The following is a 16,393-nucleotide window of genomic DNA, read 5'->3' as shown; positions in this document are numbered from 1 at the left end:
GCCCGAAGATGCCGCTCCATTACCTGTCGCGCCTGAGCGGATCGGCACGCGATACGCAAGCCAATCTGCAGCTGGGCTGTGTGCTGGCGCTGGTGGCCGGCGCCGTGAATGCGGGCGGCTTTCTCGCCATCGGCGGCTATACCTCGCACATGACGGGCATCGTCTCGGGCATGGCGGACGACCTGGCACTGGGCAATATCACGCTGGCGCTGGCTGCGCTGGGCGCGTGGCTGGCCTTTGTCAGCGGCGCGGCCGTGACGGCCATCATGGTGAACTGGGGCAAGCGGCGCCGGCTGCACAGCCAGTTTGCCGCCAGCCTGCTGCTGGAAGCGGCCTTGTTACTGCTGTTCGGCTTGACGGGCAATTACCTGGCCACCATGCCCGACGTGCTGGGTCCCGTCACCATCTTGCTGCTGTGCTTTGTCATGGGTTTGCAAAACGCCATCATCACCAAGATTTCGGGCGCCGTCATCCGCACCACCCACGTAACGGGCCTGTCGACCGACATCGGCATCGAGCTGGGCAAGATGGCGTATTACAACCGGCGCCACCTGCCGGACCGCATGGTGAAGGTCAACCGCGGCAAGCTGAGAACCCACAGCCTGCTGATCGCCTGCTTCTTCATCGGCGGCGTCAGCGGCGCCCTGGCCTTCAAGCACATCGGCTTTCCCGCCGCCACCATCCTGCTTGCCGGCGTACTGACCCTGCTGTCGGGCGTGCCCGTGCTGCGCGACTTGCGCCTGCTGTGGCGCTTCTACCGGCGCCGCCTGTACAGGCAGCGTTAATAAAAATATTTTTCTTAAAAGCAATATAAATCTGGCTTTAATGATAATATTTTCTTGCGCTTGGTTGACACATACTGTCTGCCGTGCGGCCTTTTGATTTGACACCCTACCGTTGTCCAATTGTGAAAGCGAGAAAAATGATTTCCATCAAAAAAGCTCTGTTTGTCTTTGCCGCTGCCGTCGGCATCGCCGCCTCGTTTGCCAGCAACGCGACCGAACATGCACGCAGACCGCCAGATACGTGCAACTATCTCTTGAACAGTTGCTATCAGGGCAATAACAATGACTGCGAACTCTGGTACGCACAGTGCGCCAACGTCGATCCTGAGTAAGCGGACGAAAGCAACAGACGAAAAAAAACGCCCCGAAGGGCGTTTTTTTCTTATGCGGTCAAAAAATTACTTGGCCGACATCAGTGCAACGGTGGTGTCAAGCATGCGGTTCGAGAAACCCCACTCGTTGTCGTACCACGACGATACTTTCACCAGACGGCCCGACACTTTGGTCAGGGTCGAATCGAAGTTCGACGAAGCCGGGTTGTGGTTGAAGTCGATCGACACCAGCGGTTCGGTCTGGTACGTCAGGATGCCTTCCAGGGCGCCTTCCGAAGCGGCCTTCATCAGGGCGTTGACTTCTTCCACGGTGGTGTCGCGCTTGGCGATGAACGACAGGTCGACCAGCGACACGTTGATGGTCGGTACGCGGATGGCGAAACCGTCCAGCTTGCCATTCAGCTCAGGCAGGACCAGGCCCACGGCGGCAGCGGCGCCCGTCTTGGTCGGGATCATGCTCATGGTGGCCGAACGGGCGCGACGCAGGTCTTCATGCATCACGTCGGACAGCACCTGGTCGTTGGTGTAGGCGTGCACGGTGGTCATCAGGCCCGTTTCGATGCCGATGGCGTCGTTGAGTGGCTTGACCAGCGGTGCCAGGCAGTTGGTGGTGCACGAAGCGTTCGAAATGACGGTATCGGTCGATTTCAGCACGGAGTGGTTCACGCCGAACACGACGGTCGCGTCGACGTCCTTGCCGCCTGGTGCCGAAATGATGACTTTTTTCGCGCCGCCCTTCAAGTGAGCCGAAGCTTTCTCTTTGGTGGTGAAGAAACCCGTGCATTCCAGCACGACGTCCACGCCCAGCTCGCCCCATGGAATTTCAGCAGGATTGCGCTGTGCGAATACGCGGATCGGATCGCCATTGACGATCATGTTGTCGCCTTCGACGGTGACCGTGCCCGGGAACTTGCCGTGCGCGGTGTCGTAGCGGGTCAGGTGGGCGTTCGATTTGGCATCGCCCAGGTCGTTGATGGCAACGATCTGGATATCCTGTTTCTTGCCGCCTTCGTAGAAAGCGCGCAATACATTACGGCCGATGCGGCCGTAGCCATTGATTGCAACTTTGATCGTCATACTCTGCTCCTGATTAAAAAAAAGGTATCAGCACAGCCCCCCGGCCAGCACATGGCCAGGGTCTGCTCAAAATCAATATTAGCCAGCGATAACGGCTTTAACCTTGGCTACGACGTTCTCGACCGTGAAGCCGAAGTGCTTGAACAGCACGCCGGCAGGCGCCGATTCGCCAAACGTGTCGATACCGACCACGGCGCCTTCCAGGCCCACGTATTTGTACCAGAAGCTGGTCACGCCCGCTTCGATGGCCACGCGCGGCACGCCGCGGGTCAGCACGCTGGCCTTGTAGGCGGCGTCCTGGCGGTCATACACGTCGGTCGACGGCATCGACACCACGCGCACGTTGATGCCTTCGGCAGCCAGCGCGCTGGCGGCGGCAACGGCCAGTTCCACTTCGGAACCGGTGGCGATCAGGATCGCCTTGGCGTCTGCCACGTCGTTCAGCACATAGCCGCCGCGGTAGATGTTCTCGATCTGTTCGGCGCTACGCTCCTGGTACGGCAGGTTCTGGCGCGAGAAGATCAGGGTCGACGGGCCATCCTTGCGGCGCACGGCGGCGCCCCAGGCAGCAGCCGACTCGACGGTGTCGCATGGACGCCAGTTGTCCAGGTTCGGGATCAGACGCATCGACGAGACATGCTCGACCGATTGGTGCGTCGGGCCGTCTTCGCCCAGGCCGATCGAGTCGTGGGTAAACACGAAGATCGAACGCAGTTTCATCAGGGCGGCCATGCGCAGGGCATTGCGGCTGTAGTCCGAGAACGTCAGGAACGTGGCGCCGAACGGGATGTAGCCGCCGTGCAGGGTGATGCCGTTCATGATGGCGCTCATGCCGAATTCACGCACGCCGTAGTTGATGTGGTTGCCAGGCTGGCCCGAACGCACGGCCACGCATTCTTTCCAGTTGGTCAGGTTCGAACCGGTCAGGTCGGCCGAGCCGCCGAGGAATTCCGGCAGGGACGAAGCCAGCGCCTGGATGGCGTTCTGGCTGGCCTTGCGGGTGGCGATGTTTTCTTTTTTCTCGACGCAGGAAGCGATCGCGGCCGACAGCGCCGTTTCAAATGCAGCAGGCAGCTCACCCTGCATGCGGCGGCTCAGTTCCGCAGCTTGCTGCGGGAATTCACGGCCGTAGGCGGCGAAACGCTCGTTCCAGTCCGCTTCCAGCAGGGCGCCTTGCTTCTTGGCATCCCAGGCAGCGTACACGTCGGCCGGCATCTCGAACGGTGCGGCATCCCAGCCGATGTATTCGCGTACGGCAGCGATTTCCTTGTCGCCCAGCGCGGCGCCGTGGACCTTGTCGCCGCCTTGCAGGTTCGGCGAACCCTTGCCGATGATGGTCTTGCAGCAGATCAGGGTTGGCTTCGATGCGGTCTTGGCGGCGGCGATGGCGGCAGCCACGGCGGCAACATCGTGGCCATCGACGGCGCGGATGACGTTCCAGCCGTACGCTTCGAAGCGCGCCGGGGTGTCGTCCGTGAACCAGCCTTCGACTTTGCCGTCGATGGAAATGCCGTTGTCATCGTACAGGGCGATCAGTTTGTTCAAGCCCAGGGTGCCGGCCAGCGCGCACACTTCGTGCGAAATACCTTCCATCAGGCAACCATCGCCGACGAAGGCGTAGGTGTAGTGGTTGACGATGTCGTAGCCAGGTTTGTTGAATTCAGCAGCCAGCAATTGCTCCGACAGGGCCATGCCGACGGCGTTGGCGATGCCCTGGCCCAGCGGGCCGGTGGTCGTCTCAATGCCCGGCGTGATATCGACTTCCGGGTGGCCCGGGGTTTTCGAATGCATCTGGCGGAACGCCTTGATGTCATCCATCGACAGCTCGTAGCCGGTCAGGTGCAGCAGCGCGTAGTGCAGCATCGAGCCATGGCCGTTCGACAACAGGAAACGGTCGCGGTTCTGCCATTTTGGATTCGCGGGATTGTGGCGGTAGTGACCACTCCACAGAGCAACTGCGATCTCGGCCATGCCCATCGGCATGCCTGGATGGCCGGAGTTGGCCTTTTGTACAGCGTCCATTGCCAGTGCGCGGATCGCATTGGCCATTTTGGTAGTCGGGAGCGTAGTTGTCATGGTGGTGTGGGTCAGTCGCGAGTTTGGGATTCGTTTGCAACAGCACGGACAGGGAAGCCGGCTGCTTTCTGTGGTCAAGTATTTTACCAGACTGGGGGGCCGCAAATTAGAATTGCGGCGTACTGGCCCGCCAAATGGCTATACTTTGACGTCTTTCCACCCCACTTATACCCCCGTTGAGGATTTGCATGCCGCGTTTTTTCTGCCCCCAGCCGCTCGTTGCCGGCACCACCATCGCCCTGCCGGAGGCTGTCGCCCACCATATCCAGGTCGTGCGCCTGGCGCCGGGCGACCTCATCACCCTGTTCAATGGCGAAGGGGGCGAAGTGCAGGCGAGCCTGGTGACGGTTGCCAAGCGCAGCGTGACAGCGGAAATCCAGACGCACGTGGCGCGCGAAGCGGAGCTGCCCTACGCCGTGACCCTGGCGCAGGCCTTACCGGAAGCGTCCAAAATGGACTGGATCATCGAAAAAGCCATCGAACTGGGCGCGGCGGGCATCGTGCCGCTGTCGGCGCAGCGCTGCGTCGTGCGCCTGTCCGCCGAACGGGCCGAGAAAAAACTCGCGCATTGGCAAGGCATTATCGTTTCCGCGTCGGAACAAAGCGGGCGCAACCGCCTGGCGCAGTTGGCGCCATTGCAAGATTTTAATAACTGGAGCCGCCAGCAAGATTTGCATAAACGCATCATTTTGACGCCACGCGCAGAGCAATCGCTGGCCGACTGGGCCCGCCACCAGCCGCCGCAGGCGATCACCGTGATGGTGGGCCCGGAAGGCGGGTTTTCGGAAGCGGAAGAAAAGGCGGCCCTGGCCGCCGGCGCCATCGGCTTGAGCATGGGCCCGCGCATCCTGCGCACGGAAACGGCGGGTCTGACGGCGCTGGCCACGCTGAGTGCCTTGTGGGGCGGGATGTAGAAACAAGCCATGCCTGCGTTTTTCTGGCTGCGGCAAGCATTTGCCTCTTTGCCTCTCTGCCTCATTGACGCATCATCTCCGTACCCCGTCAGCGCGGCACCCATGGCAGGCGGCGGCACAAAGCGCATGCAAAAAAAATACCCCGCAAGTGTCGCCACTTGCGGGGTGTTTTCTTTTGCCAGCGAACCGCTTGCGCAGGACGCTGGCTGAACAGTCAAGCCAACCAAAAGGTCAACTCAAGCTGTCGGGTTGCATCAGAACTTGTGGTTGTACTCGACCGACAATTTGACCGTGCGTGCTGCCTGCAGGGTACGGTATTCGTCGTAGTTAGCCAGAGTGCCGGTACCGGTGCCATCGTCGTAGGTTTCTTGACGAGCCGTTGCCGTTTGCGAGTTGGTCACGTTGAACACGTCAACTTTGAACTCGACACCTTTCAGTATCGATGGCTTGTAGGCCACGTTCATGTCCAGGCGCTTCTCGTATGGCATACGGCCAAGGCTGCCACGTGGGGTCGGTTTGCCGCCGCAGAAGTAGTACTCTGCGCCGTAGCCAGGACCGCCGAATGGATTGTCTTCGCCAGCATCGGCAACCGGGTTGGTGCCCAAGCAAGTTTTCGGACGACCCGATTGGATCAACAGATTGGCGCCAACCGACCACTCGTTAGTGAACTCGTAGTAGCCGAATGCTTTCAACTGATGACGACGATCGTTCGGCAGCAAGCCCATCGAATCCGGAGTGAACTCAGGGAAGTCCCAACCAGCCGAGGTACCAACGTCGGTTTGACCGGTATCGGAACGGGTTTGACCTTCCATGTTGCCGTAGCTACGCGACCACGTGTAGTTGATCTTGCCATACCAGCCATTGCGGAATGGATGTTCGGCAAACACGTCCAGAGCAGCGTACGTACGTTTCACTTTCGGGAAGCCCAGTTCTTCTTTCGACAGGTGCACATAGCGGCCGCTGCCATCGGAACCGTTCAGCCATACCGTTGCATCTTCGCCCGGATTGAAGATGAAGCAAGGAATATCCGTAGCGGAAACAGGAATGCCGTTTTTGGCAGCATACGCGCGCAGCGGACGGGTATCGCAGCTATCATCGATACCGGCGCCCAGTTTACGGTACGTCGCCTTGGCGCCAAAGTTCAGGCTAGGGTTGTAAGCCTTTTCAAAGCCCAGCGTGATTTCATCCTGGTAGTTAGGCTTGAGATCTTTGACAACAACACTGCGCACGTCCTTGCGTTGGCCGTATTCATTGTCTGGCGAGATCGGGGTATTGATGGCAACCAGGCCGGTAGGCTGGCCTTGAGCGTCGATACCGGTATAGGTAAAGTCTTGCGTAATCAAGGTCGAACGGCTGGCGGCACGTGCAGCTACCTGGGTAGGCAATTGCAGGTGATAACGACCGGCGCTACCAAATACCTTCATCGAAGCGTCGCCAAAGACGTCCCACGATGCGGCCAGACGCGGAGCGATCTGGTTTTTCACATCGATGAACTTCTCGCCGTCGCCGTTTTTGTTGGTGTATTGCTCATTACGCAAACCAGCCGTGATCAGCAAATTCTTGGTGACTTGATAACGATCTTCCAGGTATTGCGCCGATTGGGTTGCCGAAGCATCCGTCACGCTGGAGAAGTCCGACAGGCGTGCGTAGAAACCGCGCGTGCCGTAACCACCGAAATCACCGACCACGCCAGGACGACCGCCCGACAGGTTGACCGGTTTATTGGCATTTGCCAAGCCTACGGTACGATAGCTCCACGAACCGCCACCAGCACGGAACTGGCCAGCGTTAACGGAATCGATTTCGTTGTGATCGACACCGACACGCAGGGTATGGCTACCCAGCTTGTATTCCAAGTCGGCACGGAAGGATTTCACCTTATCGCTACCAGGCTTGGTGATGTTACCGGTCGCACCCGAATATTTTTGGTAGTTGCGGTACAGGTTCTGTGCGTCAAGCTCTGGTACACGACCAGCCACGGTGGAAGTGACCGAACGCAAGATGCCGTTCACGTCATAGTCTTCGTACGTGGTGCTGCGCGGTGCCTTGGAGATACCGTACAAGGTCGTGAAGACCAGATCGTCGGTGAGTTGGCCCGTGTACTTCAGCGCATTCGACTCGGCACCGTTACCGCCGCCGTTCTTGTCGTTCTGTTCCGAGTACTTGACGCCGGTCGACTTGAACGTGTCGGTGTCCAAACCATACGCACGCTGGCGGTCTTTGGTGGTATCGCCGATCGAAGTCCATTCCAGGCGATGGTTATCGGTGATATTCCAGTCAAATTTGGCCAGGTAGCGGGTTTGCTCGACACGGCGGTCGGCCCAGCCATCGCGCGCCAGGGTGGTGCTGGCAGTGCTGTTGGCGATGCCGGTCTTGGTCGCGGTTTGATCCACGGCGACAAACATGAACAGTTTATCTTCCACGATCGGGCCACCCACATACGCGCCGTAGTAGTTCTGCGTGCTCTGGCTGGTGTCACGGCGGAAATGCAGCTTGCCATCCGTATCCGGATTCACGCCCGTGTTTGGATAGTAGATATTCTTGGAATCCGAACGCATCGAGTTTGGCGTAATGGCAGCTGTTGCGCCAAACTCCCAATTATTGGTACCGCTCTTGGTCGTGACGTTGAGCACGCCACCGATGGAGCGGCCGAATTCCGCACCGAAACCACCGGTCAGCACTTGCGCTTGAGCAATCGCACCAAACGGCAATTCCGACGAGCCAAGCTGAGTCAGCGGGTTGGTGACGGGGAAACCGTTGACATAGAACGCATTTTCCGATGCGCCGCCGCCGCCGATACTCGTGCCGCCATAAGCGGAATCAGCACGCGTGGTGTTCGGCGCCAGCAAAATGATCGAACTCAAGTTCGTAGCAACTGGCAACTTATCCAGTTCCTTCGCGGTGAAGATCGCGCCATTATTGGTATTCGAGACATCGATACGATTACGGCGGCCAGTCACTTGCACGGCCTGTACTTTGGAACCAAAGGATGCATCCACACCCTGGCCAATCACAACATCCGTTTCCTTCGATTCGATAACTTTGCCGTCGCGAATCAACTCAACTTTGTAGTGACCGATAGGCAATGCCGTGACCGTGTAGCGACCACTGGCCTCTACCGCAACGGTACGCTTCAGTCCGGTATCCAGATTTTGCAGCGACACGGTCGTGCCGGCAGGCGCTTCAACCGTACCGTAAATCGTACCGGATGCGTTCGACTGTGCCATGACAGGCGCAACGACCATCGTGGACATGGCTCCTGCGCTGAACGCCAGCGCCAGCGCACGTACTAAAACAGTTTTTCTCAACATGTGGTTTCCTAATTATTAGATTAAGCGTCTCTGGTAGAGCTGCTTGGTAAATTTAAGCACTAAATCATGTTTAATACGTTTTTATTTCCGGTTTTAGTTTTTTGATGACTTGACACTCCCCCGCCACTGATAGGACAGGCTTCAGACAAAACAGGAAAAACCTACTTGCCTAAGCGATACATAAAACCATATGCGATTGTTCACTGTCAACATAGTAGAAAAATATGATGCAAAGATACAACAAAATGAATAGAGCCGAAAAATGGCAAAGGCGTCCAAGATTGTGCGGCAATGCACCAATTTGATGCGCTGCAAAAAAAATGCATATTAATATGCGAAAAATCATTGTTTAAAAACCCAAGCTGTTGTGTGTCCCTCGCGCGCATGCCCGACACCTTAAATCTTTGCGATGGCGCAGCTGTAGCCCTTGAAATGGCCTGTTTCGAGCATGCGGGATGGTCGCAGGCCTGTTGCAGATTGACAACACCACATGGAATTGAACTATTCAAATTTGAAGTTTTCAATTACATTGTATGCTCACATTTCAAGAGTATCTACATGTTTGAATATAAGTTATTACATACATCAATTACTACTAAACTCTTGAAGAAAAGTTTTTATATTCAATACCAAAATAAAGAATAAATAGAAACACAGTCCGCATTCAATTTCCACGAAATAAAAAAGTCAGCACCATCAAAAAAACCATATCTGAACAATCAAAAAAAATAACTCAAAAATGCAATGACCTCATCAATCGATGAGAATCGCATCAAATAACATCTACAGTTATTACACGCAATAATTTGAAATAAAAATCAGGCTTTGATGAAGGCTGCCAGTTCGCAGGCTCCTGCCCGTGCGCCAAGGTAAAATGTGGCAGTGCCGGCAACACGTTGCCCCGCCACGCCACGATGGCATCCCTCCCGAAGCTGCGGAAAATCCCCCCTCCCCGCATGGCTGCAGCGCTCCTTGTCCATTCAACTTGGCAAGAAAAGCCAGAATTTGCCTATACATTTATATTCAGTTTCTTCTGGCTGCTTCAACAATCTTCCGATCAGCTAGAGCACGGACGTATGTAATTTGATCTTTCAAAAATCACCCCATGCGCAAAATGAGCAATATTTAAAAACAGGCAAGAAACCCGGCCATCAATCGTTCAGACAGAGTCAGCCTATCGCATTGAAAATGCCAGCCTTGGCGGCGCAACGACAGGCTGGCGCACCCAAATGGTGCGCTGCGGGACCTCACCGTCATGCCGTGCCAGCAAGTCATGTAGCGGTGCTAACGGGGCGTCAGGGGAGGCGCCACTTCGTGCGCCGAATCCGGCCGCCGACAACATCCAGGGGACAGAAAAATGGCCCGACATCCGCCCAGGCCGCGATGCAATGCGTGCAAGAAGGAGTAAAATGCCGCCTTGCGCCGCGCCACGCGGCTGCCCACTCTCCGCTAGATACGGAGCCCTGCACTTTTCGGATAGACACCATGTTGCGACTCAACGAAGTAAAACTCCCCCTCGAACACGACGAAGCGGCCCTGCCCGCCGCCATCCTGGCGCGCCTGGGCATAGCCGCCGCCGATTTGCTCGGCTTTACCGTCTTCAAACGCAGCTATGACGCGCGCAAGCGCAGCGCCGTGGTGTTGATTTACTCGCTGCATGTGGACGTCAGGAATGAAGCGGCCGTGCTGGCGCGCCTGCAGCACGATGTGCACCTGATGCCCGCGCCCGACACCGACTATAAATTCGTCGCTGGCGGCGAACAGCTGGCCGGCCACAGCACTGAACCGCGTCCCATCGTCATCGGCACAGGCCCCTGCGGCCTGTTCGTGGCGCTGATCCTGGCGCAGATGGGCTTGCGTCCCCTCATCCTGGAACGGGGCAAGCAGGTACGCGAACGCACGGTCGACACCTTCGGCTTCTGGCGCAAGCGCGAGCTCAATCCCGAATCTAACGTGCAGTTCGGCGAAGGCGGTGCCGGCACCTTCTCGGACGGCAAGCTGTACAGCCAGATCAAGGATCCCAAGCATTACGGCCGCAAGGTGCTGACGGAATTCGTCAAGGCCGGCGCGCCAGAGGAAATCATGTATGTGAGCAAGCCGCACATCGGCACCTTCCGCCTGGTCAAGATGGTGGAAGAAATGCGCGCGAACATCGAGCAGCTGGGCGGCGAATACCGTTTCAGCAGCAAGGTGGTCGACCTCGACATCGTCCCCGGTGCCGACGGTGGCCAGGTGCGCGGCGTGGTGCTGGACAATGGCGAAACCATCGCCAGCAACCACGTCGTGCTGGCCATCGGCCACAGCGCGCGTGACACCTTCGAGATGCTGCACAAGCGCGGCGTGTACATCGAAGCGAAACCGTTCTCGATCGGCTTCCGCGTGGAACACCCGCAATCGCTGATCGACAGCTGCCGCTTCGGCCCCAGCGCCGGCCACCCGATCCTGGGCGCAGCCGACTACAAGCTGGTGCACCACGCCAGCAATGGCCGTTCCGTCTACAGCTTCTGCATGTGCCCGGGCGGCACCGTGGTGGCGGCCGCCTCGGAACCGGGCCGCCTGGTGACGAACGGCATGAGCCAGTATTCGCGCAACGAACGCAACGCCAACAGCGCCATCGTCGTCGGCATCACGCCAGCCGACTATCCGGGCGACCCGCTGGCCGGCATCGCCCTGCAGCGCGAACTGGAAGAACGCGCGTTTGCCCTGGGCGGCGGCAACTACGATGCCCCAGGGCAATTGGTCGGCGACTTCGTCGCTGGCCGCGCCTCGACGGAATTTGGCAGCGTGGTACCGTCCTACAAGCCGGCCGTGCACTTGACGGACCTGGCCCCGTCCTTGCCCGAATACGCGATCACGGCCCTGCGTGAAGCGTTTCCGGCGTTCAACAAGCAGATCAAGGGCTACTACAAGGCCGACGCCGTGCTGACGGGCGTGGAAACACGCACGTCCTCGCCGATCCGCATCAAGCGCCGCGACGACGACCTGCAAAGCCTGAATACGCGGGGACTGTTCCCCGCCGGCGAAGGCGCCGGCTATGCGGGCGGCATCCTGTCGGCAGCCGTCGACGGCATCAAGGTGGCCGAAGCGGTGGCGCTGTCGATGGCGACGCGCGGCTAGGTAGTCGCGCCCATGCGCACGCGGGGCAAGCCCTAAAAAAATGCCGGGCCCCGTGACGGGCCCGGCCGGTTTTCCAGCGTAGTCGATGGCGCCCCAAGGGGCGCCATCGTACGCTTAGAAGGTGTATTTCAAGCCTCCCGAGAAGTAACGACCCACGGCGCCAGCAAAGTCCAGCGGATTGTAGGAAACCGCACCATAGGTCAGCGGATCGAGCGGAGCACGTTTGTCGAACAAGTTCTGCACCGTGCCGAACAGCTCCAACTTCTCGTTGATCTTGTAGCGGGCATTCAGGTCGACGCTGGTGAACGAAGCGAGCTCGCAACCTGCCGGCGCATCGTCGCCATTGGCGTAATGGAAAGCGCAACCATCGGGATCGTTCTTGAAGTTAGTGTTTTTCAAGGCGCCGCGGTAGTTGGCCGTGGCCGAGACACGCAGCTTGCTGAGCTCCCAGGTCAAGCCCAGGTTGACACGGTTGTCCGGCGTTCCCATGCAGTTGCTCACATCGCAATTGCCGTGGGTACCAGCAAAGTCACGCGAGCTGCCGTCCTTTTCCGTGCGCGTGAAAGTGAACAGGTGTGTCCACTTCGCATCGAAAGTCAGCTTGCCATAACCTGCGCCCAGGTCGAAGCCTTGACGGAAGTCCAGGTCGACGCCCCGTACCTTGGTCTGGGCCGAGTTCACGTAGTTTGCCAGCACTGCCGTGATGGCGCCCGGGTCGCCAGCAATACCTGCCTGCGCGGTCGAGGGATCGCGCGCCACGTGGCCGGCGGCAATCGCCGCGTCCGTCTGTTCTTGGTTGATCTCGTTGGTACGCTTGATCTGCCAGAAGTCCACCGTCAGATTTGTCTTAGGCAATGGATCCCACACGAAGCCGATATTCGAGCTTTTCGATTTTTCCGGCGACAAAGCGGGGTTCGGCGAGGTAATGATGGCAATGGAAGCGGCCGAGCAAGCGGTGGTGACGCCGAGGGCGCAACGCAACGGATCGCTGGCCGACGAAAATGCCGCCAGGCCACCCTTGCCGTTTTCCGCAGCGCTCGGTGCACGGAAGCCCTTGGCGAACGAACCGCGCACGGCGAATTCCTTGACCGGATTCCATTTCAATCCTACCTTCGGCGTATAGGCATTGCCGACATCGGAAAAATGGTCGGCGCGAATGGCGCCCGACAGCTCGACGCCCTTCCATACCGGCGCCACCAGCTCCGTGTAGGCGGCCGTCACACTGCGGCTGCCTTCGTAAGCCGAATACCCCAGGCCGACAATATTGCCCTTGTCGGTGCCCGCTGTTGGCGCCAGTTCTGTCGATTCGTGACGATACTCCGCACCGACGGCGATACCGAGAGCGCCGCCTGGCAGCGCCATCAGCTCGCGCGATGCCTTGAAGTCGATCTGCGACATTTTGGTCGTCGCATCGTTGGAGATCGTCGGTGCCAGCGCAGCGTACAAGGCAGCCGAATTCAAGCCCGCATTTTCGCCAATGCGCCAGTAGCTGCCTGCTGGCAAAGCTGCGTAGGCCGGGTTGCTCCCTGCGGCAGCCACATTCGCGGCCGTCGGGTTCAGCAGCGCAAACATCACGTCACGCTGCAGATAGCCGGAGCGGTCATTGGACACCTTGTTTTGCGAGTACAGCAAGGCCGTATCGAAATCCCATCCGGCGACGCTGCCTTTCAGGCCCGTGACAAAGCGGGTGAACGTCGAATCGATATTGCTGACGCGAGGACCGACATCGGCCGCCAGGTAGCGAAAGCGCGCGGCTGTCCCAAAATACGGATTGTCAGGATGGCTGGCGCCCAAGGCCACGGCCGCATTGCTGACCGGACCGCCCGGGTAGCCGACGCTGCCGCTGATGCCCGACGGCGTCGTGGACGAAGACGATTTGCTGGTGAAATAGTTCGCTTCGGCATACGCCTGCACGCCCTGATTGAGCTGGAAGGTCCCGCGCAAGAAGACATTGCCAGTTTCCTGGCTCGGCTGCATCTGGCTGTACAGTTGCGCCGCATCGATCAGGCAACCGCCACCTGGATCGCCTTGTGGATGGTTGGTGAAGGTGGAGCACGCAGCACCGGGAAAGGTCCGCGTAAAGCCGACGCCATTCAAGGCACCGCGGTTGTAGTAATCAAGCGTTGTCGGATTGCGCACGTTGCCGTTGATGGCACTGCCCGCAGCATTGTTGCCCGTAATGGCTCCCGTACCGCCGAGCGCCTGTTGCGCATCAAATCCGTAATTGCGTAAATCCGAAGCGCCAATATAGCCACGGCCGGAGCGGTCACGGTTCCAGACGGCATTTTTCTTGCCATACTCAGCACTCATGACCACGTTGTACCTGTCAGTGACGATATCACCAAAGCCATGCGTCACGGCCAGGCGCACATCGGCACCATCGCTATAACCAGTCTGTCCATAGCTGGCTTTCAGGGTCGTTCCCTGAAAATCACTGCGCAGAATGATATTCACCACGCCAGCGATGGCATCGGAACCGTAAATAGCCGAAGCCCCGTCCTTCAGAATCTCGACGCGTTCGACAGCATCGGCGGGAATGATATTCAGATCAGAAAAGACCTTTTGGCCATCGTCGGCCAGCCCGTATGGCGCGATACGGCGACCATTGAGCAAAACCAGCGTGGAAGCGGTACCCAGGCCGCGCAGGGAAATACCCGATGCGCCGGCAGCAAAGCCATTGCCGAAGCTGGTAGGAACCGACCCTTGGTTATCGACTGCCAGCGTCTGGAGCAATTCCGCTACTGTCGATTTGCCCGATTTTTCAATATCTGCCCGGCTCAGGGTTTGAACAGGAGAGACACCTTCCGCCTGCGCACGACGAATATTCGACCCGGTGATCTCCACCCGTTGTACGGTAGGAGAGGCAGGTGCGGTCTCTTGTGCAAGTGCTGGCTGAGCCAGCACGCCAATGGCAATCCCTGAAAACATCAGGCGCACAGAGCGAGATAATACGGTTTCGTTAAGCATTGTTGTATCCTTGAATAAAGCAAATTTAAGAAAACCGTCATCGTTTGGATGAGGTTAATACATTGCAAATCCAACTATCCGTCTAGCTCAGCCTTCAAAACTGCATACCCGGCGACAGGCACCAAAACAGCTCGGGCGTGGCCTGCGACATCCTGCCAACCCCGCTACAAATTTACTAATACTTTGTTACAAGCTGAGAAATTTCATCAAAACATGACGTAAATTCAGTGTCAATATTTGAATTTCCAATTCATACATAGAAACAACACTCGCGACCGTTTTCACAAACATGCCTGCGCATCTTTGACGAACAATGCCTTTTGATAATAAATTTAAGAGAAGGGAAGGATGGCGGACCAGACGACGCAGGCGCGGTTAGCTGGCCAGCGGCAGCCTGATCTGTATATGACAGCCGGGCGTGCTGTCGATGGCACACACTTGGCCGCCCAGCTGCTGCACGATGGTGTAGACGATGTGCATGCCCAGGCCGGAGCCGCCCTGGCCACGCTTGGTGGTGAAAAACGGTTCAAACATGTGTTCGCGCACGGCCGGCGCCAGGCCGATGCCGTCGTCGGAAAATTCCAGCAGCAGCCAGCGCAAGGCCGCGTCCGTGTCATCCGCCTCGATGCGCGCGCGTATCGTGATGCGCCCTGGCCCGCCCTGCGGATAGCCATGGCGGGCGCTGTTCATCAGCAGGTTCGACAGGATTTGCGACAGCTTGCCGGCCGCCAGGCGCACCTGGCAATCGGGCGCAATATCGAGTTCCACACCCAGCGCCGCCTTGCGCAGTTCCGGGCTGTGCGCCGACACCAGGCCGTGCACATAGTCGTGCAGGGCCAGGTCGGCCACGTATTCGCTGACCTGATCCACGGCCAGCTGCTTGAAATTGCCGATCAGGTCGGCAGCGCGCGCCAGGTTGCGCTCGATCAAGGCGGCCGCACCTTTCAAGGATTCGGCAATGTCGATCAGTTCGGCGCGGCTGACCTTGGCACCGCCCAGCAGCTGCACCAGCTGGTCGGCATAGCTGCCCATGCTCGACGCCGCCGTCAGCGCCACGCCGATGGGCGTGTTGACCTCATGCGAGACCCCGGCCACCAGCGAACCGAGGGCCGCCATCTGCTCCTGCTCGATCAGGTTGGCTTGCGCCGCCAGCAGCGATTCGGTGCGCACGCGCACGATTTCTTCCAGCTGCTGGGTGCGTTCCTGATGCTGCAGCTCGGCCGCGCCGCGCGCCGAAAAGATCGACAGCAGCAACAGCGCCAGCAAGCGCTTGTTTTCATCGATGGGACGCGTGTCGATGGCCGACAGGATGCCCAGGGTCTTGCCGTCGGTATCGATCAGCGGCATGCCGACATAGCTTTCCGCCCGCATGTCGACGAGGAGGGTATCGAATGGAAAGCGACGCTGGATGTCGCTGCCATGAAAACACATGCTCTGGCAGGTCACGTCCTGGCAAGGCGTGTGCTGCAGGCTGTATTCGATATTCGGCTGGTAGCCGTCGCCGCCCCACAGGGCCAGGGTGCGGATGCCTTCGCTGCCATCTTCCAGGCGCACCAGGCGCCCGGCGATCACATAGTGCACGTCGAGCGCTTCGGCCAGGTCCTTGACGAGGATGCGCAGGAAGTCGTCACCCCGGGCGTGCGCCGTCGAGGCGGTAATCGAGCGCAGGGCCGCTTCCGCCAGGGTGCGCCGCTGCTCGGCATCGAACAGGGGTTCTTGCGAATTCACATCAAACAACGGAATACTCATGAATGCTCCTGCACGGCACCGGAAGCGCAGGCACACCTGCCGGCGCGGCGACTCTCAGCCATGGC

At 58.7% G+C, this 16,393-nt stretch carries 9 protein-coding genes; 4 read left to right on the top strand and 5 right to left on the bottom strand.

Annotated elements, in window-relative coordinates; translation table 11 throughout:
* Positions 1–8: 8 nt before the first annotated feature.
* Positions 9–785, top strand: a complete 777-nt coding sequence (locus AC3IQ7_RS06570) for a YoaK family protein (RefSeq protein WP_099379392.1) — start codon at positions 9–11, stop codon at positions 783–785.
* 137 nt (positions 786–922) lie between these two features.
* Positions 923–1,117, top strand: a complete 195-nt coding sequence (locus AC3IQ7_RS06565; protein WP_099379391.1) for a hypothetical protein — start codon at positions 923–925, stop codon at positions 1,115–1,117.
* A 66-nt stretch (positions 1,118–1,183) separates the two neighbouring features.
* Here AC3IQ7_RS06565 and gap read toward each other — a convergent pair whose 3' ends face one another.
* A complete protein-coding gene (gene gap, locus AC3IQ7_RS06560; RefSeq protein ID WP_010395244.1) occupies positions 1,184–2,194 on the bottom strand; it encodes a type I glyceraldehyde-3-phosphate dehydrogenase in 1,011 nt (336 codons plus the stop codon).
* A gap of 78 nt (positions 2,195–2,272) precedes the next feature.
* Positions 2,273–4,270 (bottom strand): transketolase, encoded by a 1,998-nt coding sequence (tkt, locus tag AC3IQ7_RS06555; protein ID WP_099379390.1) that lies wholly within the window; start codon positions 4,268–4,270, stop codon positions 2,273–2,275.
* Between the two features lie 188 nt (positions 4,271–4,458).
* Here tkt and AC3IQ7_RS06550 point away from each other — a divergent pair, with 188 nt between their 5' ends.
* Positions 4,459–5,184, top strand: a complete 726-nt coding sequence (locus tag AC3IQ7_RS06550) for a 16S rRNA (uracil(1498)-N(3))-methyltransferase (protein ID WP_489208659.1) — start codon at positions 4,459–4,461, stop codon at positions 5,182–5,184.
* A 254-nt stretch (positions 5,185–5,438) separates the two neighbouring features.
* Here AC3IQ7_RS06550 and AC3IQ7_RS06545 read toward each other — a convergent pair whose 3' ends face one another.
* Entirely contained in the window at positions 5,439–8,495 is a 3,057-nt protein-coding gene (locus tag AC3IQ7_RS06545) for a TonB-dependent receptor (protein ID WP_489208658.1), read from the bottom strand.
* A 1,485-nt stretch (positions 8,496–9,980) separates the two neighbouring features.
* Between AC3IQ7_RS06545 and AC3IQ7_RS06540 the strand changes: the two genes are divergently transcribed.
* The gene (locus AC3IQ7_RS06540) at positions 9,981–11,612 is read left to right on the top strand and encodes an NAD(P)/FAD-dependent oxidoreductase (protein ID WP_489208657.1); all 1,632 of its coding nucleotides are present in this window, start codon (positions 9,981–9,983) and stop codon (positions 11,610–11,612) included.
* 114 nt (positions 11,613–11,726) lie between these two features.
* Here AC3IQ7_RS06540 and AC3IQ7_RS06535 read toward each other — a convergent pair whose 3' ends face one another.
* Together AC3IQ7_RS06535 and AC3IQ7_RS06530 are read right to left on the bottom strand one after the other, a co-directional pair.
* Entirely contained in the window at positions 11,727–14,579 is a 2,853-nt protein-coding gene (locus AC3IQ7_RS06535; RefSeq protein WP_099379386.1) for a TonB-dependent receptor, read from the bottom strand.
* 375 nt (positions 14,580–14,954) lie between these two features.
* Entirely contained in the window at positions 14,955–16,328 is a 1,374-nt protein-coding gene (locus tag AC3IQ7_RS06530) for a GAF domain-containing sensor histidine kinase (protein WP_322427394.1), read from the bottom strand.
* Positions 16,329–16,393 lie beyond the last annotated feature (65 nt).

The sequence above is a fragment of the Janthinobacterium sp. GL_088 genome, assembly GCF_057837845.1.
Note: the sequence above shows the minus strand (reverse complement) of the source record. Positions and strands in the feature narration are given on the sequence as shown.